The 23,768-nt window shown below is 64.8% G+C and carries 17 protein-coding genes; 12 read left to right on the top strand and 5 right to left on the bottom strand.

Features of this window, described 5'->3' with window-relative positions:
- The first annotated feature begins 70 nt into the window (after window positions 1-70).
- The 7 genes from P0D80_RS09010 to P0D80_RS08980 all read left to right on the top strand — a co-directional run bounded on the left by P0D80_RS09010 (window position 71) and on the right by P0D80_RS08980 (window position 6,800).
- Window positions 71-2,377, top strand: coding sequence for a putative bifunctional diguanylate cyclase/phosphodiesterase (locus P0D80_RS09010; protein ID WP_408282978.1), 2,307 nt, complete (start codon window positions 71-73; stop codon window positions 2,375-2,377).
- Window positions 2,378-2,599: 222 nt separating this feature from the next.
- A complete protein-coding gene (locus P0D80_RS09005; RefSeq protein ID WP_012433618.1) occupies window positions 2,600-2,788 on the top strand; it encodes a hypothetical protein in 189 nt (62 codons plus the stop codon).
- Between the two features lie 126 nt (window positions 2,789-2,914).
- Complete coding sequence (locus P0D80_RS09000; RefSeq protein WP_132373797.1) at window positions 2,915-4,315, top strand: FAD-containing oxidoreductase; 1,401 nt, start codon at window positions 2,915-2,917, stop codon at window positions 4,313-4,315.
- A 27-nt stretch (window positions 4,316-4,342) separates the two neighbouring features.
- Window positions 4,343-4,693 (top strand): cupin domain-containing protein, encoded by a 351-nt coding sequence (locus P0D80_RS08995; protein WP_408282976.1) that lies wholly within the window; start codon window positions 4,343-4,345, stop codon window positions 4,691-4,693.
- Window positions 4,694-4,829: 136 nt separating this feature from the next.
- Window positions 4,830-5,405 (top strand): TMEM175 family protein, encoded by a 576-nt coding sequence (locus tag P0D80_RS08990; protein WP_408175825.1) that lies wholly within the window; start codon window positions 4,830-4,832, stop codon window positions 5,403-5,405.
- A 5-nt stretch (window positions 5,406-5,410) separates the two neighbouring features.
- Window positions 5,411-6,217 (top strand): hypothetical protein, encoded by an 807-nt coding sequence (locus tag P0D80_RS08985; protein ID WP_408176171.1) that lies wholly within the window; start codon window positions 5,411-5,413, stop codon window positions 6,215-6,217.
- A gap of 94 nt (window positions 6,218-6,311) precedes the next feature.
- On the top strand, window positions 6,312-6,800 hold the full coding sequence (locus tag P0D80_RS08980) for a metallophosphoesterase family protein (protein WP_408282973.1): 489 nt from the start codon (window positions 6,312-6,314) through the stop codon (window positions 6,798-6,800).
- A gap of 67 nt (window positions 6,801-6,867) precedes the next feature.
- Here the strand turns inward: P0D80_RS08980 and proP are convergent, their stop codons facing one another.
- The 3 genes from proP to argA form a co-directional block, all read right to left on the bottom strand.
- Entirely contained in the window at window positions 6,868-8,370 is a 1,503-nt protein-coding gene (gene proP / locus P0D80_RS08975; protein ID WP_408283004.1) for a glycine betaine/L-proline transporter ProP, read from the bottom strand.
- Between the two features lie 722 nt (window positions 8,371-9,092).
- Window positions 9,093-9,365, bottom strand: coding sequence for an oxidative damage protection protein (locus P0D80_RS08970; protein WP_007181244.1), 273 nt, complete (start codon window positions 9,363-9,365; stop codon window positions 9,093-9,095).
- A gap of 66 nt (window positions 9,366-9,431) precedes the next feature.
- A complete protein-coding gene (argA, locus tag P0D80_RS08965; RefSeq protein ID WP_132373802.1) occupies window positions 9,432-10,820 on the bottom strand; it encodes an amino-acid N-acetyltransferase in 1,389 nt (462 codons plus the stop codon).
- Between the two features lie 23 nt (window positions 10,821-10,843).
- On the opposite strand from argA, the gene hrpA reads away from it, so the two are divergent.
- Window positions 10,844-15,370, top strand: a complete 4,527-nt coding sequence (gene hrpA / locus P0D80_RS08960; RefSeq protein WP_408282971.1) for an ATP-dependent RNA helicase HrpA — start codon at window positions 10,844-10,846, stop codon at window positions 15,368-15,370.
- A gap of 240 nt (window positions 15,371-15,610) precedes the next feature.
- Here the strand turns inward: hrpA and P0D80_RS08955 are convergent, their stop codons facing one another.
- Entirely contained in the window at window positions 15,611-18,475 is a 2,865-nt protein-coding gene (locus P0D80_RS08955) for a YadA-like family protein (protein WP_408282969.1), read from the bottom strand.
- A 600-nt stretch (window positions 18,476-19,075) separates the two neighbouring features.
- Between P0D80_RS08955 and P0D80_RS08950 the strand changes: the two genes are divergently transcribed.
- From P0D80_RS08950 to P0D80_RS08935, 4 genes are all read left to right on the top strand, one after another.
- Window positions 19,076-20,095, top strand: a complete 1,020-nt coding sequence (locus P0D80_RS08950; RefSeq protein WP_408282966.1) for a YVTN family beta-propeller repeat protein — start codon at window positions 19,076-19,078, stop codon at window positions 20,093-20,095.
- 59 nt (window positions 20,096-20,154) lie between these two features.
- Window positions 20,155-21,153 carry a sterol desaturase family protein gene (locus P0D80_RS08945; RefSeq protein ID WP_132373806.1) on the top strand — a complete coding sequence of 333 codons (999 nt, stop codon included), beginning with the start codon at window positions 20,155-20,157 and terminating at the stop codon, window positions 21,151-21,153.
- A gap of 147 nt (window positions 21,154-21,300) precedes the next feature.
- The gene (locus tag P0D80_RS08940; protein ID WP_408255895.1) at window positions 21,301-22,134 is read left to right on the top strand and encodes an EI24 domain-containing protein; all 834 of its coding nucleotides are present in this window, start codon (window positions 21,301-21,303) and stop codon (window positions 22,132-22,134) included.
- 32 nt (window positions 22,135-22,166) lie between these two features.
- Window positions 22,167-23,003, top strand: coding sequence for a competence/damage-inducible protein A (locus P0D80_RS08935; RefSeq protein ID WP_408175832.1), 837 nt, complete (start codon window positions 22,167-22,169; stop codon window positions 23,001-23,003).
- 283 nt (window positions 23,004-23,286) lie between these two features.
- Here P0D80_RS08935 and P0D80_RS08930 read toward each other — a convergent pair whose 3' ends face one another.
- A complete protein-coding gene (locus P0D80_RS08930) occupies window positions 23,287-23,751 on the bottom strand; it encodes a rhodanese-like domain-containing protein (protein ID WP_012433603.1) in 465 nt (154 codons plus the stop codon).
- Between the last annotated feature and the right edge of the window lie 17 nt (window positions 23,752-23,768).

Genomic DNA, 23,768 nt, shown 5'->3' with positions numbered 1-23,768 from the left:
CGCCGGCCTCGCGTAAACCCCCGTGTGCCGCGTACACTAACTTGCCGATGTCGGGTTAGGGGGCGCACATATGACTTGCGAAGCGACATCAGAAAACACGCTGGGAGCAGCGCCTGAAGGCCGCTATGGATCGAATCTCGCCGAAGGGGTGCTGGCGTCGGAGCGCACGGTGTTGCGGTTGATCACCCGCAACACGCCGCTGCCGGAATTGCTTGACGAAGTATGCCGCCGCGCGGAAGCGCTGCTGGGGGAAGGCGCGTCCTGTTCAATCCTGTTGCTCGACCCCGACGGCGTGCACACCAGAGTGGGCGGCGCGCCGTCGCTGCCGGCGCACTTCAGCGCGGCGATCGACGGCGCCGCGATCGGCCCACGGGTGGGCTCGTGCGGCACCGCGATGTACGAGCGGCGTCTCGTCGTCGTCGAGGATATCGAAACCGATCCGCTGTGGGCCGACTTCCGGCACCTCGCGTTGCCGCTCGGCCTGCGGGCCTGCTGGTCGGTGCCCTTTGAAAACGATTCCGGCGTGGTGCTCGGCGCCTTCGCGGTGTACTACCGCGTGCCGCGCCGTCCGAGCGCCGAGGAAGAGGCGATGCTGCGCGACATCGGTCACAGCGTCGGTCTCGCCGTGCATCAGGACACCATGGTTCAGCGCCTCGCGCACAGCGAGGAGCATCACCGGCTGGTGGTCGATCACCTGATCGAAGGGATTGTGGTGCAGTCGCGCGGGGGCATCGTGCTCGCCTGCAATCCGAGCGCGCAGCGCATTTTGCGCGCGACCCCGCAGATCGTCGGCCGCAGTATTCATACGGTGATGGTGCGCGCGTATCACGAGGACGGCTCGCTCGTCGCCGATACGGCTCGCCCGACCGCCCAGGTGCTGGCAACCGGCAAACCCGTGCTCGGCGTCACGATCGGCGTGGAGCTGATCGGCGGCGACATCGTCTGGATCACCGAGAACGTCGTGCCGATCATCAAGCCGGGCGAGAGCGAACCCAGCTCGGTGCTGATTTCGTTCACCGACATCGGACCTGTGCGCGAGGCGCAGCGCCAACTCAAGTTCCTCGCCACCCGCGATTCGCTCACCGGCCTCTACAACCGCGCCTATCTCACCGAGCGGATGCGTGATCTGTTCACGCCGGACATGTCGTCCGGCATGGGCGAGCTGGCGAGCGTCGCCGTGCTGTTCGTCGATCTGGACGGCTTCAAGAAAGTCAACGACACCGCCGGTCACGAGGCCGGCGACTCGCTCCTGTGCAGCGTGGCGGAGCGCCTCTCGGCGTGCATCTCGGCCGAGGACACGCTCGCGCGCGTGGGCGGCGACGAGTTCGTGATCGTGGTCAGCGCGTATGAAAACACCGGGCATCTGATCGGCCTCGCGCGCCGCATCCTCGACATGATCGCGGTGCCGTTCGCGGTGGCGGACAACGAGTACTACCTGGGCGCGTCGATCGGCATCAGCCGCTTTCCCGAAGACGGCCAGGACGTCGCCACGCTCATGCGCAACGCCGATTCGGCGATGTATCACGCCAAGCAGCGCGGCCGCAACAACTTCCAGTTCTTCACCGCCGAGCTGAATCAGCATCTGCAGCGCCGCTTCACGATCGAGCAATCGCTGCGGCGCGCGCTCGCCGCCAACGAACTGAGCCTCGTGTACCAGCCGATCGTCGATAGCCACGACGGCCGCACGATCGGCGCGGAGGCGCTCCTGCGCTGGTACAACAGCGAGCTGGGCAACGTGTCGCCGGGGGAATTCATCCCGGTGGCCGAAGATGCCGGGCTGATCGTCGAGATCGGCGACTTCGTGCTGGCGCGGGCCTGCGAGCAGGTGGCGCAATGGCGCCGCACGCTGGCGCCGGAGCTGATCGTCGCGGTGAATCTGTCGCCGCGGCAGTTCAACGACGGCCTGGTGGAGCGGATCGAACGCTGTCTCGCGCAGTCCGGACTCGAACCGACGGCGCTGGAGCTGGAGATCACGGAACGGCTGCTGATGAGCGACAGCGAAACCGTCCTGCCGATGCTGAGCGCGCTGAACGCCATGGGCGTGCGCATTTCCGTCGACGATTTCGGCACCGGCTATTCATCGTTGTCGTATCTGAAGCGCTTCCCGCTGCATAACCTGAAAATCGACCGCTCGTTTGTCGCGGGGCTGCCGGATCATCGCGATTCGATTGCGATTACGCAGGCGGTGGTGGCGATGGCGCACTCCCTCGGCATGAACGTCACTGCCGAAGGGGTGGAAACCGCCGAACAGGCGGCGTTCCTGCGCGCGATCGATTGCGACAAGCAGCAGGGCTATCTTTACAGCCGTCCGGTCGGGGCAAGCGCGTATGCCCGCGCTTTGTGGGACGCGCAACTCAACGTGGCCGACGCCTCCTGAATCCGGCTGCGACCCGCATGCAAGCCCGGACGCCTTGCCGGGCCTGCGAATGCGGGCTTTCGCCGGGTGCGGCCGTGGGCAGCCGGATTCGATTGTTCGGTTTGACAAACAAGTGACTTCGCGTTCCCGGTATTTATCCGCGAGGTCGGTCTCCCTAAAATGCTCCCATCGAAAGGTAAATTGAGTGCGATGCCGAATCGTCATCGTGCGATGGGAGTTGTCATGCCAGCTTTAATCAGAGACCAGCTTTACCGGCCGTCGGTGGTCTTACCGATGGTCGCCCTCATGCAGGTGATGGTGTCGCAGGATTTCAATCTCGGCCAGGTCGGCTGGGTAATGGCGTCCCGGGGCGCGCAGGCCGCGCTGCAACGTTCGCGCGAATTGATCTGCGCCGTGCATTGCCACGCCTGAGCAAAACAGACGGAAAACAGCAGTCATCCGCAACAATCCGCGGCAGTAGTGAGCGGCACAACATGGTGATTCCAAGGGCGAAGGGTAAGATGCTACGACCAGCACCCCAGCCTCGGGAGAGTTGCCATGCCACAGCACTTCGACGCAGTTGTGATCGGTACGGGACAAGGCGGCTCACCGCTCGCCGTGCGTCTCGGTCAAAGCGGCCGCAAAACCGCGGTCATTGAACGGGCTGCCTTTGGCGGCACCTGTGTCAACGTCGGCTGCACGCCGACCAAATCCTATGTGGCGAGCGCCCGCGCGGCGCATGTCGCGCGTCATTGCGCGGAACTCGGCGTGCAGGTGGGCGGCGCGATCAGCGTCGACCTGGCCGCGGTCAAGGCGCGCAAGGACGAGATCATCGGGCAGTCGCGCGACGGCGTCGAGAAATGGCTGCGCGGCACGAAGAACGTGAGCGTGTTCAAAGGCCACGCGCGCTTCACCGGACCGCATGCGCTCGCTATCAGCGGACCGGACGGTAACCTGCTCGACGAGATCAGCGCCGACGAAATCTTCATCAATACAGGCACGCGCGCCGTCGTGCCGCCGCTCGACGGGCTCGAGCGGATTCGCTACTACACCAACTCCAACCTGCTCGACCTGACCGAATTGCCGAGTCATCTGGTGATCGTCGGCGCGAGTTATATCGCGCTCGAATTCGCGCAGATTTTTCGTCGCTTCGGCAGCCAGGTGACCGTGCTGGTGCGCGGCGAGCGTCTGCTCACCCGCGAGGACGCCGATTTCGCCGATTCCGTGCACAAGGTGCTGGCCCGCGAGGGCGTGGAGTTCCGCTTCGGCGTGCAGCCTTCACGGGTCGAGCCGCATCCGCATCGCGAGAACGAAGTGTGCATCGGCTTCGAGCAGAACATCCCCGCGCTCGAAGCGTCGCACCTGCTGTTCGCGACCGGCCGCGAGCCGAATACCGACGACCTCGGCCTCGCGGCCGCCGGCATCACGACGGACAAACACGGCACGATTCCGGTCGATGGCCAGTTGCGCACCAACGTGCCGGGCGTCTGGGCGATCGGCGACGTCAACGGGCGCGGCGCGTTCACCCACACCTCCTACGACGACTATCAGATCGTCGCGGCCAATCTGCTCGACGGCGGCTCGCGCAGCGTCGATACGCGGATCATGACGTATGCGGTATTCGTCGATCCGCCGCTCGCACGTGTCGGCGCCTCGGAGGCCGAGGTGCGCAAGGCGGGCCGCGACGCGCTGATCGCCACCATGCCGATGACGCGAGTGGGCCGCGCGCGCGAACGCGGCGAGACCGACGGCTTCATGAAGGTGATGGTCGACAAGGAGAGCAAGCAGATTCTCGGGGCGGCGATTCACGGCATTGAAGGCGATGAGGCGCTGCACACGTTCATCGACATCATGACGGCGGGCGCGCCGTATCCGACGCTGGAGTATGCGATGCATATCCACCCGACCATCAGCGAACTGGTGCCGACCTTGCTCGATGGACTCAAGCCCATGAAGTGAGCGGCGCACACAAGCGGAGCACACACGGTGCAGCGCGCAATCAGAAGCGGCAATCTGTTCGACGACCGGGCATCAGCGGGTGCGGACGAGCAGGTCGACACGTTCGTGGAGCAGGGCGGCGTGAGCATCGAGCGGATCGTCTCGATGGGGCATGCCAGCCCGCCGGGCTTCTGGTACGACAGTCCGCGCGCCGAGTGGGTCGTGCTGCTGAGCGGCGCGGCGGCGCTCGAATTCGAAGGCGAGGCCGAGCCGCATCGGATGAAGGCCGGCGATCACGTGCTGATCGACGCGCATTGCCGGCATCGGGTGGCATGGACGAGCGATCAGGAGCCCAGCGTGTGGCTCGCCGTCTACTACCCGGACGGCGCTTCAGCCTGAGCGCGGCACGCTGCCGATCGATCAGGCGCATCGACAAAGCGTCGGGCCATCGCGGATAATCGGCAACGGCGCGGGTCGTCTGCGGAATGCGGGCGAACGGTGCGCGCAACTGCATTCATCATCAGGAATCCAACCGATGGGCAAGGGACGTGTCGAAGCCTTCAGCGATGGCGTGATCGCCATCATCATCACGATCATGGTGCTCGAGTTGAAGGTGCCGGAAGGCTTCGATCTCGCCGCGCTGCGTCCGGTGCTCCCCGTGTTCTGCGCGTACGTGCTGAGCTTCATCTACGTCGGCATCTACTGGAACAATCATCATCACATGTTCCATGCCGTGCAGAAGGTCAACGGCGCGGTGCTGTGGGCCAATCTGCATCTGCTGTTCTGGCTGTCGCTGCTGCCGGCCGTCACGCATTGGGCCGGCGAAAACCATCTGGCCTCCTGGCCGACCGCGATGTACGGCGTGGTGCTGTTCATGTCGTCGATCGCGTATTTCATTCTGACGGGCGTGCTGGTCCGCGAGCACGGCGGGGACTCGACCCTCGCCAAAGCGGTCGGCAACGACTTCAAGGGCAAGGTCTCGGTCGTGATCTATCTGGCGGGCATTGCGCTGGCGTTTGTCGTGCCGTGGGTTTCGGCGGCGCTCTATACGCTGGCTGCCGCGTGGTGGCTGGTGCCGGACCGGCGCATCGAACACCTGCTGGAATCGTAAGCTTGCTGCTCGCGCTCAAAGTCGTACTGGTGCCCGCGTTTCTCGCTGCGCTGACCGTGGCGGGGCGCGTGTGGGGGCCGTCGGTGGCGGGGTGGCTCGCGGGGCTGCCGGTAGTCGCCGGGCCGATCGTGTTGCTGCTCGCGCTGGAGCGTGGTCCGTCGTTCGCGGCGCAGGCGTCGGTGGCCTCGATCGCGGCGATTGCCGCGTCGGAAGCCTTCAATTTTGCGTATGCGTGGGCTTGCCGGCGTGTCGCGTGGCCGCTCGCGCTGGTCGTCGGCATGGTGGGCTGGGTCGGCGTGGCCATTCTGCTCACGCAGCTTCCGGCCGGACTTGCATGGGCGGTGGCGGCGGCCTGTGCCGCCGTGGCGGTGTCGCAAAGCGGCTTGCCGCGCGTGACTGGTCACGTGCCGGCGGCGCGCCTCGGACTCGGTGACCTCGCCGTGCGCATGCTCGCCGGCGCATTGCTGACGGTCGCGGTGACCACGCTGTCCGCTTCGCTGGGCGCGACCTGGAGCGGACTGCTGTCGGTGTTTCCCTTGCTCGGCATCGTGCTCGCGGTGTCGGCGCAGCGCGCGCACGGCGCGGACTTCGTCGCTTTGCTGATGCGCGGCATGGTGATCGGCCGCGCCTCGTTCGCAGCGTTCTTCGCCGTGACCGCGACGATGCTGCCGCGGTATGGCGTGTGGCTGAGCTTCGCATGCGCGGCACTGGTCTCGATCGTCGTGCAGGGCGCGACGCGGCGGATGCTCAACGCGGAGCGGCCGGTGCAGCGCGTGCCGCATGAGCTCGCGGAGCAGCAGTCGGCGGATTGAGCGCACCGGTTCAACGCAGTTCGAAGCACGCGGAACACTTGCTCATGCGAAACGACAGCGCACGCCGTCCGCTCATTTGCCCGATACTTCCAACATGACTTTGCGCACCCCACAATCCACACACACCCGAATCGGCCTGATCTCCGACACGCACAATCTCGTGCGTCCCGAGGCCTTGCAGTACCTCGCCGGTTGCGACGCGATCATTCACGCGGGCGATATCTGCAACGAGGCGGTGCTCGAAGCGCTCAGGCGGATTGCACCGCTCACGGCAGTGCGCGGCAACAACGACACCGGCGACTGGGCCGCGTCGCTGCCGACACACACCACGCTGACCGTGCAGCAAGTGACGATTCTCGTCGTGCACGACATCGCCGACGTGGGCGCCGATCCGCGCAGCCAGGGGATCAACGTGGTGGTGACGGGCCATTCGCACAAGCCATTGATCAGCGAGCGCGACGGCGTGCTGTTCGTCAATCCTGGCAGCGCCGGGCCACGGCGCTTCAAGCTGCCGATTTCGGCGGGCATCTTGATCGTCGAAGGCGCTCACGCCAGCGCGAGCTTCGATTCGCTGGTGCCATAAAAAACGGGCCGGCAATTTTGCCGGCCCGTTCTCTAACAACTCGCACTAACAGTCGAACAACTCGCCCTTAGGCGCGCGCCGTAGCCGTTGCCGCATAGCCTTCGTCCATCTCCTCGGCTTCACGCTCGCCGCGCAGCACGGCATGCGCTTCCGCGCGCGTGGCCACGCACGGGCCCGAGCCGAGCAGCGGCTTGCGGGCGGTTTCGCGCAGCGCCATCACCGAGACGATACCGATCAGCGATGCGCCCATCAGGTAGTACGCGGGCATCATCAGATTGCCGGTACGGTCGACCAGCCATGCCGTCACGAGCGGCGTCGTACCGCCGAACAGCGATACCGAAATATTGAAGCCGATCGCGAGCGCGCCGTAGCGGATCCTGGTCGGGAACAGCGCAGGCAGCGCCGACGGCATCACGCCGGTGAAGCACGACAGCAGCACGCCGAGCATCATCAGGCCGCCGAACACCGGCAGCACCGTGCCCATGCGGATCAGCAGCAGGGCGGGAATCGACAGCGCGAACAGACCCACGCAACCGAACAGCATCACGGGCTTGCGGCCGATCGTGTCGGACAGACGGCCGGCCGCGAGCGTCATCGGCATCATCAGCACCATTACGAGCAGTACGAGGAACAGGCCGTGCGTTTCGTTGAAGTGCAGCGTGGCCGACAGATAGCTCGGCAGATACGAGAGCGCCATGTAGTCGGTGACGTTGAAGATCAGCACGAGGCCGACGCACAGCAAGAGCGGCTTCCATTGCTGCATGAGCAACTCGCGGAACGACTGCTTCGGCACGGCCTTGTCTTCAGCTTCGCGTTGCTCGGCCTGCTTCTTGAACGCGGGTGTTTCTTCGAGCTTCATCCGGATGTACAGACCCACCAGACCCAGCGGGCCGGCGATCAGGAACGGCACACGCCAGCCCCACGAAAGCAGCGCGTCGTTCGAGAGCGTCGCGGTCAGCACGGCCACCGTACCCGCGCCGAGCACATAGCCGATCAGCGTGCCGAATTCGAGGAAGCTGCCCATGAAGCCGCGGCGCTTGTCGGTCGAGAATTCGGCGATGAAGGTCGCCGCGCCGCCGTACTCGCCGCCAGTCGAGAAACCTTGCACCAGACGCGCAACCAGCAGCAGCACCGGCGCGAAAATGCCGATCGTCGTGTAGCTCGGGATCAGACCGATCGCGAAGGTGCCAAGCGCCATCATGATCATGGTCATGGCGAGCACGCGCTGTCGGCCGATACGGTCGCCGAGCGGCCCGAACACCATGCCGCCGACCGGCCGCACGAGGAACGCCGCGGCAAACGTGCCGAACGTGGCGATCAACTGCGCAGCCGGACTGGCCGACGGAAAGAACACTTTGCCGAGCGTGACAGCGATGTAGCTGTACACGCCGAAATCGAACCATTCCATTGCGTTGCCGAGCGCCATGGCGCCGACGGCTCGCTTGAGGAGAGATTTGTCGACGACGGTGATGTCGTCGAGAGAGAGGCGTTGTTCTTCTTTGTGGTGTCGCCAGAAGCCGTTGCTGGAAGCGGTCAAGGTGAAAACTCCAATGACTGCGACGAAACTCATGATGCGCATGAACGTTCCGCCACGGTTGCTGGGAAGTGCAGTTTCGCGAGCCATGCGAAAAGCGTCTCCGTCGCCGCTGAGGGCGATGGAGCTGGGCGCGATGGAAAGCAGGACGCCCGTGCCTCGCGAGACAGGTCGCGAAAAAACACTCGTCTAGATTGTGCTGACTGTTGCGCCTGCGTGGCCGTGGAAGGGGGGCAGGTGCATGAGGACGCTGGGGTGGCTGAAAGCTGGGCCCATGCGCCGCTGGAAGGCTTGAAACGAAAAAGGCCGGTGCTTTTATTCGCCGCTCATGTGGCCCACGAGGGGGCGCATGACACGGGGAAGCGACCGACGAGCCTTCTTGTATAAAAACTGTTCAGTTCGGGATGGCACACGCACTGCGCGCCAGATTGAAGAGAACGTGAATGAAGGTGAAATGCTGTTGGAACGAGGCACATGATAGCACGATAGCAGAGGATCGTGCAAACCCCGTGTTCGGCGGGGGCCTTGGCGGGGGCGCTCAATCCCTTGCGGGGCGGGGGATTGAGCGGATCCTGGCGGTCTGGAAAAGGGGCTTAAAACGGCACGAAAATGTACCGTTTGGAGAATTCTTTCCGCGCTGCCGGGGCCGCGAATCTGGCAGCGTCGCCCCGGTCAATCTGGCGGCGCATAGAGGCGAAAAAAATCCGCGCACGCGGCGCGGATTTCGGTGATGCAGCGTGAAGCGCGAAAGCGTTCAGTTAAGCCGACGGCGGCACATAACCCTGCGCGGTGTCCGCGCCTTCGCCGAAGAAGAACTTTTCGGTCTGCTTCATCAGGTATTGGCGTGCGCGCGGATCAGCCATGTTCAGGCGGTTTTCGTTGATCAGCATGGTCTGCTGCTTCAACCAGGCCTGCCAGGCTTCCTTCGAGATGCTTTCGTAGATCCGCTTGCCGAGTTCGCCCGGCAGCGGCGGGAAATCGAGGCCTTCGGCTTCCTTGCCGAGCTTCGCGCATTGAACCATACGAGTCATGCTGTGCTTCTCCTAAAATCGGTGTGGGGGCGGGCAGTCGCTATATATATATATATATAGGGCCGCTCAGAGCTGTTTCATCAGCACGAGCGACTTGCGCTGCCAGTTATAGAGTCTGCGGCGGTCTTCCGGCAGGTCGTCGACCGTGACTTTGACGAAGCCGCGCTTGAGGAACCAGTGTTCGGTACGCGTGGTGAGCACGAAAATGCGCGTCAGGCCGCGCGCCCGCGCGCGCTGCTCGATGCGCTTCAACAGTCGCTCGCCGTCGCCGGTGCCTTGCGCTTCGGGGGCGACCGTCAGGCACGCCATTTCGCCGATGCGCTCCTGCGTGTACGGATACAGCGCCGCGCAACCGAACAGCACGCCATCGTGCTCGATCACCGAGAAGTGGTCGATGTCGCGTTCGATCTGGTGACGGCCGCGCCGCACCAGCGTGCCGTCCGATTCGAGCGGCTCGATCAGCGCGAGAATGCCGCCGACGTCGTCCGGCGTGGCTTCGCGCAGGCTCTCGAGGTTCTCGTACGAGATCATCGTGCCCACGCCATCGTGCAGGAACAGTTCGAGCAGCAGGCTGCCGTCGAGCGCGTAGGGGATGATGTGCGCCCGCGCCACGCCGCCGCGGCAGGCGCGGATCGAGTGCTTCAGATAGAAGCCCGCGTCGCCGGTGACCTCGCCGCTTTCGTGCAGCTTGTAGGCGTCGTCGAGCGACAGTTCGCGCACCAGTTCGGGGCCGTTTTCGCCGGCTTCCATCAGGCCCGGCGTTTCGGTCAGGAACACGATCTTGTCGGCGCGCAGCGCGATCGCGGCGGCGGACGCCACGTCTTCCATGGCCAGATTGAAGGCCTCGCCGGTGGGCGAGAAGCCGAGCGGCGAGAGCAGTACCAGCTTGCGGCTCGCGAGCGAGTGGCGGATCGAATCGGCGTCGATCTTGCGCACCACGCCGGTGTGAGCGAAATCGACCCCGTCGAGAATGCCGACCGGCCGCGCCGTCACGAAGTTGCCCGACACCACGCTGATGTGCGCGTGCGCCATCGGCGTATTCGGCAAACCCTGGCTGATGGCGGCCTCGATATCCAGACGCACTTCGCCGGCCGCTTCTTTCGCGGACTCGAGCGCGCGCGCATCCGTAATTCGCATGCCGTGCGAAAACTCGGACTCCACGCCGTGCAGGCTCATCTGCTCCTCGACCTGCGGACGCGAGCCGTGCACCAGAACGATCTGGATGCCCATGGCCTGCAAGAGCGCGATGTCGGACACGAGCGCGTTCAGGAGCCCCTGATGCACCACCTCGCCGCCGAACCCGACGACGAACGTCTTGTTACGGAATGCATGGATGTAAGGGGCGACTGAGCGCATCCAGTCGACGAATTGCGCGTGCTGGGCGAGATCTTCCGTTGCTCCGGCGGGGGCCGGAGCGCTCGCGGGCGCGGGGACGAGGTCGGTTTGGGAATTCATGCCGGGGATTATAATGCGCCCCCATGTCGAATGTACCCAAAAGTCCCGCTGCGGCGAACGAGAATCCGGCGCCGGCCGCCGATCAGGTGAAGGCCAGCGACGCGAAGCGCCGCGATGCGCAGGACGCCGAACGCAACGCGCCGCACACGGCGCGCGAGCCGCGGCGCGCCGCGGAAAATGCGCAGGCGTCGGCGCAGAGAAATAATCCGGGCCGTGAAGCCCGCGGTCAGGAAAGTGGCGACGTGGCGAAACACGCCGGAAGTGGCGAGTCGCAGCCGCCTCACGGCAAGGAAGGTCGAGGCCCGGGCCACAACCCGGGGCGTCCGCAGAAACAGAATGCGCCGCACGGCCAGCAGACGCAGCGAAGTGGCGATCGGCGTGCTCAGCCCGCGAATGTGCCGGGCGCGAATCAGCAGAAAGGCGGCGGTCGTGGCGATCAGCCGCGGCACGCATCGGCGCAAGGCGCGGAGTCGCGCCGCGAGTCCGGCGGCGCGCCCGCGCAAAAATCGCCAGCGGCGAGCGAAGCCGAGCGCAGCGCCGGCCGCCGCGAGCAGCAGCCGCCGCGCGAAGCACGGCCGCCGCGCGCTCCACGCGTGGTCGAGCCCAATCCGATTCCGCCGATCACCTATCCTGAAGCGCTGCCCGTGTCGGGCCGTCGCGAGGAAATCGCCAAAGCCATCGCCCAGAATCAGGTGGTGATCGTCTGCGGCGAGACGGGCTCCGGTAAAACCACCCAGCTGCCGAAAATCTGCCTCGAACTCGGGCGCGGGCTCGGCGCGGGCGGCTCCGGTCTGATCGGCCACACGCAGCCGCGCCGGATCGCCGCGTCGGCGACGGGCCGCCGCATCGCCGAGGAACTCGGCACGCCGTTCGGCGAAGTGGTCGGCTACAAGGTGCGCTTCACCGACAATCTGTCGCCGGGCGCCTCCGTCAAGCTGATGACCGACGGTATCCTGCTCGCCGAAACGCAGACCGATCCTCTGCTGAAAGCGTACGACACGCTGATCATCGACGAGGCGCACGAGCGCAGCCTGAACATCGACTTTCTGCTCGGCTACCTGAAGGAAATTCTCGTCAAGCGCCCCGATCTGAAGCTGATCGTGACCTCGGCGACGATCGACGCGGACCGTTTCGCGCGCCACTTCGGCAGCGAAGAAAAGCCCGCGCCGGTGATCGAGGTGAGCGGGCGGCTTTATCCGGTCGAGGTGCGCTACCGGCCGGTCGCGGAAGACAGCCCCGCCGTGAAGGCCGCGGAAGGCAATACGTCGTCCGCGCCGCGTGGCGACCGGCCGAAAAGCCAGCGCGAAACCGATCGCGATCTGATGGACGCGATCGTCGACGCCGTCGACGAACTCTGCCGCGAAGGCCCCGGCGACGTGCTCGTGTTCCTGCCCGGCGAGCGCGAAATCCGCGACGCCGCCGAGGCGCTGCGCAAGCATCATCCGCCGCACACGGAAATCCTGCCGCTGTTCGCGCGTCTTTCCGCGGCCGAACAGGAGCGCGTGTTCCGCACCTCGAACGCGCGCCGGATCGTGCTGGCCACCAACGTTGCCGAAACCTCGCTGACGGTGCCGGGCATTCGCTACGTGGTCGACACCGGCCTCGCGCGCGTAAAGCGCTACTCGTATCGCAACAAGGTCGAGCAGTTGCAGGTCGAGTCGATCTCGCAGGCCGCCGCGAATCAGCGGGCCGGGCGTTGCGGGCGCGTCGCCGATGGCATCTGCATTCGCCTGTACGAGGAAAGCGACTACCAGGGCCGCGTGCGTTTTACCGATCCGGAAATTCTGCGCTCGTCGCTGGCGTCGGTGATTCTGCGCATGAAGTCGCTGCATCTGACGGCGATCGAGACCTTCCCGTTCATCGAGCCGCCGCCGGGCCGCGCGATCGCCGACGGCTATCAACTGCTCAACGAACTGGGCGCCGTCGACGACGACAACCAGCTCACGCCGCTCGGCCGCGAACTCGCACGCCTGCCGCTCGACCCGCGCGTCGGCCGGATGATTCTGGCTGCGCGCGACCAGCAGGCGCTGAAGGAAGTGCTGATCATCGCGAGCGCGTTGTCCGTGCAGGATCCGCGCGACCGGCCGATCGAAGCGCAGGAGCAGGCCGATCAGGCGCATCGCCGTTTCGCCGACGAGCGCTCCGAATTCCTGCAGTGGCTGAAAATCTGGAACTGGTTCGAAGAAGCGATCGCGCACAAGAAGTCGAACAAGCAGTTGCACGAGGAGTGCCGCAAGAACTTCCTGTCGCAACTGCGCCTGCGCGAATGGCGCGACGTGCACTCGCAACTGCTGACGGTGGTGCGCGAGCACGGCTGGCGGTTGAACGAAGCGGAAGCGACTTTCGAGCAGATCCATCTTGCGCTGCTGACGGGCTTGCTCGGCAATATCGGTCTCAAGGCCGACGACGAGCCGTATTACCTCGGCGCGCGCGGCATCAAGTTCTATTTGTGGCCGGGCTCGGCGCTGGTGAAGAAAGCCGGCAAGTGGGCGATGGCCGCCGAACTGGTCGAGACGAGCCGCCTGTACGCGCGTTGCATCGCGAAGATCGAGCCGGAGTGGATCGAGAAGATCGGCGCGCATCTGTTGAAGAAGTCGCTTTCCGAGCCGCATTGGGAAAAGCGCGCGGCGCAGGTCTCGGCGTTCGAACGCGCGGTGCTGTACGGGCTGCCGATCTATCACCGGCGGCGCGTGAGCTTCGGCAAACAGGATCCGGCGCGCGCCCGCGAGCTGTTCATTCGCGGCGCGCTGGTGGAAGGCGAGTTCGATACGAAGCTCGCGTTCTTCGCTCACAACCGCAAGCTGCTCGCCGATATCGAGCAGCTCGAACACAAGTCGCGCCGCCAGGACGTGCTGGTCGACGACGAGCTGATTTTTGCCTACTACGATCAGGCGCTGCCGAAGGGCATTTACACCGGCGCGTCGTTCGAACGCTGGTATCGCGAAGAGGTGAAAAAGAGCGGCCAGCCGGAAGACAAGCTGCGCCTGCTGTATCTGTCGCGTGATGATTTGATGCGGCACGAAGCCGCCGGCGTGACCACCGATCTGTTCCCGAAACGGATGACGATGGCGGGCGTCGAAATGGCGCTTACCTATCACTTCGAGCCGGGTTCGCCGCGCGACGGCGTGACGCTCGCGGTGCCGCTGTATGCGCTGAATCAGGTCGACGCGCGGCGCTGCGAATGGCTCGTGCCCGGCATGCTGAAAGAGAAGACGCAACTGCTCTTGAAGTCCTTGCCGCAGAAGCTGCGCCGTCATTGTGTGCCGCTGCCCGAGTACGCGGCGGGTTTCGTCGACCGGCACGGCGGTCCGCGTTTCGGCGCGGGCGGTTTGCTCGAGTCGCTGATCGCCGATATTCGCGAGCAGACCCAGGTCGCGATGAAGCAGTCGGACTTCAAGCTCGAGACCTTGCCGCCGCACCTGTTCATGAACTTCAAGGTCGTCGACGAGCATGGGCGTCAGCTAGCGATGGGCCGCAATCTGTCGCAACTGCGCGCCGAACTCGGCGGCCAGGCGCAGCAGCATTTTCAGAAGATCGCGTCGAGTGCGGCGGGCGCAGCGTTGGCGGACGCGGGCGGCGGCGGTGTCGCGACGCCGTCGCAAGCGTCCGGTGCGGCAGGTGGAGCGGCGCAGCGAGGCAAGGGCGCTGCCGCGCCAGGTCCGCAGACCGCGCCGCAAGCCGGCACTCAAGGCACGGCGCTGTATGAAAAGCTGACGACGTGGAACTTCGGCAAGCTCCCCGAGTTGCTTGAAATCCGTCGGGGCGGGCAGACGCTGTTTGGTTATCCGGCGCTGGTGGATCGCGGCACGCACTGCGATGTCGAAGTGTTCGATTCACCGGACGAAGCCGCGCGGATTCATCGCGCGGGATTGCGCCGGCTGTTCGCGTTGCAGTTGAAGGAGCCGATCAAGTATCTGGAAAAGAATCTGCCGGGCTTGCGCGAAATGGCGATGCAGTTCATGCCGCGGGGCACGCAGGAAGAGTTGCGCGACCAACTGATCGACACCGCGCTCGACCGCGCCTGTCTGCAAGACCCGTTGCCCGACGACGACGCCAGTTTCCACACGCGCCGCGACGAAGGCCGTAGCCGCCTGACCTTACTGGCTCAGGAAATTGCCCGGCTGGTCGGGCAAATTCTGAGCGAATACGCGACGGTCGCGAAGAAGCTGGTGCAGGCGAAGTCGTTCACGGCGGCGCACGCCGATCTGCAGAACCAGCTGGACGGACTGATCGGCAAGCGCTTCGTGGTCGACACGCCGTACGCGCAACTGGCGCATTTCCCGCGCTATCTGAAAGGGATCGCGCTGCGCATCGACAAGCTGAAGGCGGACCCCGCGCGCGACGCGCGGCAGTTCGCCGAATTCCAGCCGCTGCTGCAGAACTATCAGCGCGCGGTGGCGCAACGCGGCGGCGTGCTCGATCCGCGCTTGTCGGAGTTCCGCTGGCTGCTGGAGGAGTTGCGGATCTCGCTGTTTGCGCAGGAGTTGCGTACGCCGATGCCCGTTTCGGTGAAGCGGCTTTACAAGGTGTGGGAGTCGATGCAGCGCTGATCGACGTGAGGGGCGAGGGCGCGCTGTGCGCTGCCGCCTCATGCGGGTGGCTTCGGTTATGGCCCGGCTGCCTTTCGCGGCGCGGATAAAAACGCGCGCGCCGCCATGCCTTGTGGGAATGACGGCGCGCGCAGAACGGCGCGGGGCGTTTGTCGGTCCCGCGCTCGTCGCACCTGCAACGTCGATGGCCAGGCGATTGCTCGTGACTCGGCTTGGCCCGGCCTGCCCTGCCAGTTCCGCCTACCAGTGCATGCCGGCGCCGATCGACGCGCCGAACTGGCCGCGCGAATCCGTGGTGCCTTGCAGCTTGTAGACCCACTTACCCGTTTCCGAAAGCTGCGATACGCCGATGGCCAACGCCGACTGGCCGGCGTACGTGCCACCGGCCATTGCGACCATGCCGTGACCCGGCAGGACTGCCTGCGGCAAACCGGCCATTGCCATTGCGGATGCCGTGCCGCCGTAGCTGTCGCGACGGGCTGAGCGGATCTGGTCGTCCGTATAGCTGTTCGCCTGGCTCACTGCTCCGCTGACGCTTTGCTGCAACTGGTTGACGTTGACGGCATCGGTGCCTTGCACGCCGGCTGCGACGTTGGTGATCTGGCGTTCCTGGCCCGCTGCGCCGACGGATACGCTGTTCGCCCGGTCCGCGATCGAGCCTTGGCCTAATGCGACGGAATTGTCAGCGCTGGCGTTTGCTGCTGCGCCGAGCGCGGTGGCGTTGGCGCCGCTGGCGACGGAGTTTGCGCCGAGTGACGTGGCGTTTGCGCCGCTCGCCAGCGAATTTGCGCCGATCGCGACTGCGTTGGCGCCGGTGGCCTGCGCGTTGGCGCCCGCCGCGACGGAGTGGGTGCCGGAGGACACGGCGCCTTCGCTATCGCGGTTGCCTTCCGCGCTGAAGAACGGATTGGCGGTATTGACCACGACGTTGCTGACCGCGCCGTCGATGGCGGCGTTCAGTTGAGCGACGTTGACCGCGTCGGTTGCGTCCACGCCTGCCGCGACGTTGTGGATGACCGTGCCGCCGTTCGCCGCGTCGCCGCCGAGTGTGACGCTGTTCTTGTTGATGGTGCCGTCGGCGTTCTGGTCATACATGACCGCACCGTCGAGCTTCGCGGCATTGGCGGCGCCCTGGTCGCTCACGGCTTTCAACTGCGCGACGTTGACGGCGTCGGTGTCGGCGGTGCCGGCCGCGACGTTCGTGATCTGGCGTTCGTTGCCGGCGGAGCCGATCGAGACGGTATTCGCCCGGTCCGCGACCGAGCCTTGGCCGAGTGCGACGGAGTTGGCGGCTGCAGCGCTGGCTTGATATCCGAGCGCGGTCGAATTCGCGCCCGCTGCGCTGGCCAGGTAGCCGAGAGCGGTTGAACCGTCACCTTCAGCGGTTGCGAAGCTGCCGACTGCCGTGCCGAAATTGCCGTTCGCCTGCGAACTCGTGCCGGCGGCAAATCCGGCTTGCCCCGCAGCGAGCGCTGAACTGCCGATGGCCACCGCGTTGCTACCGGTGGCCGACGCGTCGTCGGTGCCGTCGTTGAGTCCGTTCGCCTTGAAATAGCGCGAGGCGTTCGCGCTGGCGGCTTGCAACTGACTGAGATTGACGGCGTCGGTCGCGTTGGTACCGGCTGCGACATTCGTGATCTGCCGTTCCTGCCCCGCCGAGCCGACCGACACCGTGTTCACGCGGTCGGCCACCGAATTCTGGCCGAGGGCCACGGAGCCATCCGAACTCGCTGTGGCCATGTAGCCGAGCGCGACGCTGCCGACGCCCGTCACGCTCGAATACGCACCGACCGTCGTGGCGCCGACGCTGCTGGCAACGGACGAGCCGCCGATCGAGGTCGAGCCCGGTGCGTTGGCCGCAGCGCTCGCGCCGAGTGCTGTAGAACCGACGCTGCGGGCGGCGGCGTTCGAGCCGAGTGCGACCGCATCGGCACCGGTCGCGCTTGCGCCAACGCCAGCCGCGACCGCATGTGTGCCGCTTGCCACGGCATCGTCAGAACCGTCGGCGACGCCATCGGCCTTGAAGTAGTGCTGGGTGCCGCTCTGCGCAATGGTGTCGACCTTGCCATCGACCGCACGCAACTGGCTCACGTTGACCGCATCGGTCGCCGCCGCGCCCGCTGCCACGTTCGTCAGACGGCGCTCCTGGTTCGCTGAACCGAGCGACACTTCGCCCGCCGGGGTGGACGCCGCGATCGCCGTTGCGCCCGATCCAGCCGGTGCAAAAGCTGTCTGGGACAGGTCCGCTGCGGTGGAGGAATTCGCGCCCAATGCGACGCTGTTGGCCGAGGTGGCAGCCGCATTGTTGCCGAGCGCCACAGCGCCCGCCGCGCCGGCCGTTGCTGCGTAGCCAAGAGCAGTGGCATTGACGCCGGTCGCCTGCGCGATTCCGCCGAATGCCATCGCCCCCACCTCGCTGGCAGCGGCCTGATTGCCGATCGCGATACTGTAGTCGGCCGCCGCCAGAGCTGAATCGCCGCCAGCGAAAGAGCCCGTGCCGCCTGCGGCAGACTGATGACCGATCGCGGCAGCATTCGTACCGGCCGCTTTCGCTTGCGCGCCTGCGGCCACTGAGTTGTCGCCCTTCGCATAGGAACTGACGCCAATCGCGGTCGAGCTATTGCCCAGCGCGCTCGCTTGCACGCCCGTTGCAATCGAGCCGTATTTTTGCGCGGTCGATTGCACGCCCGTCGCAATCGAAAACGTGCCTGACGCCGTTGCCTGAAAGCCCGTCGCAATGGCGCCATCGCTGAGCGCGCCTGATTGCTTGCCCAACGCCATGGAATACAGGCCTACCGCGTTCGCTTGCATGCCGAGCGCAATTGAATAGGGGCCCGCCGCTTGTGCCGCGATGCCTGCTGCAATCGAGCCAACGCCCGTGGCGAGCGCATCCGCGTCCAAGCCGGGATTAACCGGGGCTCCCGCAAAAAATACGGTGGCGTGTGCCACCGACACCCCCCCGGCCAATGCCGCCAGAACCAGTACCGCTTGGGCGATGGCTTTCTTGCGAGTCGTCGTGCGCTTTGTCGTTGATCTTGCCGTCGTCGGCGATGCCAGCCAGGTTTCCGGCGTTTCACACCAAACCAATGGGTTATTGCTTTTCATTGTTTTAGAAACTCCGCGGTATTGCGTGCGTGGACGGTGCATGAGCGCGGGTAAGCCGGCAAGGATTTCATCGCCCTGATAAATTGCGCAAAAATGAAAGTCGGCAGCCTTTGGTTTAGCTGCGTTAGCGCCTTGGCGGTCTTTTTTTGCTCGTGCGAAACACCCGCGTCATGCCCGTTCACCCACAAGATTGATAGGTGGGCGATGAGGCGGCAGGATTGTCCGATCTGGCGGCGGGACGGGGATATCAGTTAAATCTGCAGCGAGTGTGGAAAAATCATTTTATGTGGGCGTGTCTTAGTTTGCAGGAGCGTAAATAGAATTAAATAAATAACATTCGCAGATTTTTCTGAAAATGAATCATTTAATCTGAGTGTGTTCTTGTATCTATGAGCTTTCAGTGAGATTCGACATGTCAAGCGTGATACATATCGCCGGCGTTTCAAAAAAGAGGTGATCGCACGTTGCCCCCGCGGCTCGCCATCCAGCCGCCACGGCCCATCGTGTCCCTCATTTCTCCTGCCCCGCAGACCGATCTGCGTCAACCGCTGGCCCCGGCAAACGTTCTACAATGATGGTTGTTCTCCGAAGTGAGTTTTCATGCGTAAATTTTTTCTTCCCGGCTTGACTGCCACGGTCGCTGCGGGCGCGCTGCTGGTCGCCGCCACAGGCTTTTTTTCTCCGGCGGTCCACGCCAACAACGTGATCGTGCTCAATTCCGGCGAAGCCACGCTGAGCCTGATCGACGAAGCGACCCGCCAGGTCGTCGGCACGGTGCCCACGGGCAAGGAACCGCACCACCTGATGGCCACGCCGGACAATTCGTCGTTGATCGTCGCGAATTCGGTGTCGAACAATCTGATGTTCGTCGACCCGAAAACGGGGCAGGTGCAGCGCTGGGTCGAGAACATCGAAGATCCGTACCAGATCGGTTTTTCGCCTGACCGCAAATGGCTGGTCACCACCGGCCTGCGTCTGGACCGTCTGGACATCTATCACTACGACGGCCAGAAGAACCAGATGACGCTGGCCTCGCGCTTGCCGCTCGCGGTCATGCCGAGCCACATGGCGTTCACGAACGACAGCAAGACGGTATTCGTCACGCTGCAGGTGTCGGGCGAACTGGCCGCGATCGACCTGGCCACGCAAACCGTCAAGTGGAAGATGAAGGTTGGCAAGGTGCCGGCGGGCCTGTGGATGACGCCGGGCGAGAAATACCTGCTGGTCGGCATGACCGGCGCCGACTACGTCGCAGTGGTCGACTGGCGCAACCAGAAGATCGTCAAGACGATCCACACCGGCAACGGCGCGCACAACTTCCGTTCGCTGGCCGACGGCAAGCACGTCGCGGTGTCGAACCGCGTGGCGAGCACGATCAGCATCATCGACGAGGACACGCTCACCAACGTCGGCGACATCACCGGTTTGATGCCGGGACCGGACGACATGGAACTTTCCGCCGACAAACGCTATCTGTGGGTTACGTTCCGCTTCGCGAAGCACGTCGGCATCATCGACCTGACAACGCGTAAGCTGATCCAGACGATCGCTGTCGGCCGTTCGCCGCACGGCATCTATTTCTTCAATCGCGCGCCGGTCACGGCGCCGAACGGCGCTTGATGCAGGGGCCCATGCCGCACCACGCGAACCGTCACGGATGAAGTAACCAGACCAGCACCATGTTCCATCTGATTTTTTCTTCCCTCGACAACTTCGTCTCCGCCGTGCAGACGTTGTTGTATGTCGACGTGGTGCAGCCGCTGCTGTTCCGCTTCGATCTGATGGATTACGACGAAGACACCTACGACAGCCTGTACTGGGTGATCGTGGGCGTCGTCGAAGTACTGGCCATGTACGCGGTTCTGCGCCCGCTCGAAGCGCTGCGTCCGGTAGAGAAGTGGGAGACCCGCAAGGCGGTGCGCGTCGACGTGATCTACACGTGGATCGCCAAGCTCGGCATTCTGAACCTGTTCTTTTTCTTCGCGCTCCAGCCATTCTTCGACACCGTGCAGGCGTGGCTGCGACTGCACAACATTTCGAATATCGAGTTCGACAATCTGTGGCCGGGCGTGACCACGCAGCCGCTCGTCACGTTCGTGATGTATCTGCTGGTGCTTGATTTCGCCGGTTACTGGTATCACCGCTGGGAACATCGGATCGGCGTGTGGTGGGAACTGCACGCGGTGCATCACAGCCAGCAGCAGATGTCGCTCTGGTCCGACGACCGCAACCATCTGCTCGACGATCTGCTGCAAGCCTCGTTCTTCGCGGTGATCGCGCTGGTGATCGGCGTGCCGCCGTCGCAGTTCGTCGTGCTGGTCGCCATCACGAATCTCGCGCAGAGTGTCCAGCACGCGAACATCCGCCTGTACTTCGGCTGGCTGGGCGAGCGCCTGCTGGTCAGCCCGACCTTCCATCGCCGTCACCACGCCATTGGTTATGGCCACGAAGGGCTGAAATACGGTTGCAACTTCGGCGTGCTGTTTCCGTGGTGGGACATGCTGTTTCGCAGCGTGTCCTGGAGCCGGGAAATGGAGCCGACCGGCATCAGCGATCAACTCGAAGGCCGCCGTTACGGCGACGGTTTCTGGGCGCAGCACTGGCTTGCTTTCGTGCGTATCGCCGGGCGTCTTTCGCCGAAACGCCGCACCGAAAGCAACGACGCCGCCGCCGTTTGAGCGCGCTTCCTCCCACGCCGCCGGTTTCCCCGGCGCCGCGTCACGTGGTTTATCCTGTTCACGTTTGCGATCCTTCGCCGGGCTGCCCGGCGGGTTTGTCGCGCGCTTCACTCCATTCCATCGTTTCGCTCACCGGCACTGGCTCGCATGAATGATCTGTTGCGCTCGTTCGGGCGCGCGCTCACAAGCGCGCTCCACCCGCGCATGCTCTGGCTGACCTTCATGCCGTTTCTCGCGGCAACGGTCGGGTGGGGCGTGATCCTGTGGTTTTCCTGGCAGACGCTGATCGGTGCGACGCGCAGCTGGCTCGAGGGCTGGTCGTTCACGCTCACGCTTTATCATCTGTTCGACTGGCTCGGTTTTTCAGCGCTGCATGCGGCGATCGCGCCGTTTATGGTGATCGCGATGACGATTCCGCTGATCGTCGTCACGGTGCTGCTGCTGATCGCCACGCTGTCGATGCCCGCGGTGATCCGCTTCCTGTCGGCACGGCAATTCCCGAGCCTGGAAATGCGCCGCGGCGGAACGTGGTACGGTAGCCTCGGACAGGCGTTGTGGACCACGCTGGTGTGTCTGGTGCTGCTGATCGTCACGTTGCCGCTCTGGCTCGTGCCGCCGTTCTTCGCGCTGATTCCGCCGCTGCTGTGGGGCTGGCTGACGTATCGTGTGATGAGCTACGACGCGCTCGCGCTGCATGCCACACGTGACGAGCGGCGCGCGCTGGTGCGGCGTTTCCGTTTGCCGTTGCTGTTGATCGGCATCGCGAGCGGCTTGCTGGGTTCGCTGCCCACGCTGTTGTGGGCGTCGTCGGTCTGGCTGATCGTGCTGTTCCCGGTGGTCACGGCCGTGACGATCTGGATCTATGCGTTCATCCTCGTGTTCTCGGCGTTATGGTTCGGCTACTACTGTTTGCGCGCGCTGCAACGCATGCGCGCGGATGAGCACGGCGGCGTGCGGCACGCGGCGCCGGTTCCCTACTGATGAATTACTGACTAAGCGAAAAAGAGGCGGCAATGGCATTTGGCGTCATCATCATCGGCGATGAAATCCTGTCGGGCAGGCGTATCGACAAGCATCTGCCGAAGGTCATCGAATTGCTGGGCGCGCGTGGGCTGTCGCTCGGCTGGGCGGAGTATATCGGCGACGATCCGGAGCGCATCACCGCGACGCTGCGGCGCACGTTCGCCTCGGGCGACATCGTGTTCTCCACGGGCGGCATCGGCGCGACGCCGGACGACCACACGCGCCAATGCGCGGCGGCCGCGCTCGGCGTGCCGCTCGAACTGCATCCGGAAGCCGCGAAGCTGATTCAGGAGCGCATCCGCGACATGCATCCGGCGAACGCGGCCACGCCGCTCGATCTGGAGTCGCCGGAGAACCGGCATCGCCTGAATATGGGCACCTATCCGCAGGGCGCGTCGATCATTCCGAACGGCTACAACAAGATTCCGGGCTTTTCGATCAGGCAGCATCACTTCGTGCCGGGTTTCCCGGTGATGGCGTGGCCGATGATCGAGTGGGTGCTGGATACGCAATACGCGCATCTGCATCACGCCATGCCGCACGCTGAGAAGTCGCTGCTGGTGTTCGAGTTGCCGGAGTCGCGCCTCACGCCGCTGATGGAAAAGATCGAACGCGATTTTCCGGGCGTGCGGGTCTTCAGTCTGCCGAGCGTGGGCGATGCGGAACGCGGTGGCGTGTACGCGCGGCATCACATCGATCTGGGCGTGAAGGGCGAGCCCGAAGCGGTGGCGGCGGCCTTCGTCAAGCTGCGGGAAGGCGTGCACCTGCTGGGCGGCGATATCGTCGAGCCCGAGGCGGCGGCTGCGGCGGCGAAGCCGCGCGGCTGATTCGCGCGGCGCACGTTTATCCTGGGTTCGGGCGCTGCGGCGCCCGTTTTTCATCGCGCTCGTCGCCGATTCCGAGCGCGGCAGAGGCGGATCATCGGCCTGTCACATTCGGCGCCGACGATGTGCCTGTCCTCACGTGCGCGCCTCAATGGGCGGTTTTGAGGCGGCGTCGACGAGCCGCGGCGACAAGCAAATATCACGCAGCGGTCGCGCAGCGATCAGGCAACCGCAAGGCAACCGAAAGGCAACCGCAAGGCAACCGCGCGCCGCACAACCGCCGCACTCACGCGCCGATCCACGGCAACCCGCGAAAGCACCAGCCCGACACCGTCTTCCGATGCCCTTGGCCGTCCTTGTCGCCTTCGAAGCCTTCCAGCAGGTCATACGCCTTCGTGAAACCGGCCTGCGTGGCGGCGATCGCGGCGAGCTTCGAGCGCGCGGCGCTGCGGCACAGGAACAGCACGGGCGTATCCGGCGTGGCGACCTGCTTCAACTGCGCGAGAAATTCCTGATTCGGCACCGCGCCCGGATAGCGCGTCCATTCCACGTGCGCGTATTGTCCGTCGCCGATCACCGGCCGGCCGACCCAATCGAGTTCGGCGCGGGTGCGCACATCCACGAGACGCGTGCGCGGATCGAGCTGCAGCAGTTCGAACGCTTCGGCGGGCGATATCGCGCCCGCGTACGGCAACTGATTCTCGGTGCGGCGTTTGTCCGCGCTGGCGTACAACTGTTCGAGCGTGCTCATGAGCGCAAATCTCCTTC

The organism is Paraburkholderia sp. RL17-373-BIF-A (assembly GCF_046030175.1).
Classification (GTDB): Bacteria; Pseudomonadota; Gammaproteobacteria; order Burkholderiales; family Burkholderiaceae; genus Paraburkholderia.
Note: the sequence above shows the minus strand (reverse complement) of the source record. Positions and strands in the feature narration are given on the sequence as shown.

Coding starts and splice junctions, on each gene's coding strand:
- P0D80_RS09010 (WP_408282978.1), top strand. CDS start 71: ATGACTTGCGAAGCGACATCAGAAAACACGCTGGGAGCAGCGCCTGAA.
- P0D80_RS09005 (WP_012433618.1), top strand. CDS start 2,600: ATGCCAGCTTTAATCAGAGACCAGCTTTACCGGCCGTCGGTGGTCTTA.
- P0D80_RS09000 (WP_132373797.1), top strand. CDS start 2,915: ATGCCACAGCACTTCGACGCAGTTGTGATCGGTACGGGACAAGGCGGC.
- P0D80_RS08990 (WP_408175825.1), top strand. CDS start 4,830: ATGGGCAAGGGACGTGTCGAAGCCTTCAGCGATGGCGTGATCGCCATC.
- P0D80_RS08980 (WP_408282973.1), top strand. CDS start 6,312: ATGACTTTGCGCACCCCACAATCCACACACACCCGAATCGGCCTGATC.
- proP (WP_408283004.1), bottom strand. CDS start 8,370: ATGAGTTTCGTCGCAGTCATTGGAGTTTTCACCTTGACCGCTTCCAGC.
- P0D80_RS08970 (WP_007181244.1), bottom strand. CDS start 9,365: ATGACTCGTATGGTTCAATGCGCGAAGCTCGGCAAGGAAGCCGAAGGC.
- argA (WP_132373802.1), bottom strand. CDS start 10,820: ATGAATTCCCAAACCGACCTCGTCCCCGCGCCCGCGAGCGCTCCGGCC.
- hrpA (WP_408282971.1), top strand. CDS start 10,844: ATGTCGAATGTACCCAAAAGTCCCGCTGCGGCGAACGAGAATCCGGCG.
- P0D80_RS08955 (WP_408282969.1), bottom strand. CDS start 18,475: ATGAAAAGCAATAACCCATTGGTTTGGTGTGAAACGCCGGAAACCTGG.
- P0D80_RS08950 (WP_408282966.1), top strand. CDS start 19,076: ATGCGTAAATTTTTTCTTCCCGGCTTGACTGCCACGGTCGCTGCGGGC.
- P0D80_RS08945 (WP_132373806.1), top strand. CDS start 20,155: ATGTTCCATCTGATTTTTTCTTCCCTCGACAACTTCGTCTCCGCCGTG.
- P0D80_RS08940 (WP_408255895.1), top strand. CDS start 21,301: ATGAATGATCTGTTGCGCTCGTTCGGGCGCGCGCTCACAAGCGCGCTC.
- P0D80_RS08935 (WP_408175832.1), top strand. CDS start 22,167: ATGGCATTTGGCGTCATCATCATCGGCGATGAAATCCTGTCGGGCAGG.
- P0D80_RS08930 (WP_012433603.1), bottom strand. CDS start 23,751: ATGAGCACGCTCGAACAGTTGTACGCCAGCGCGGACAAACGCCGCACC.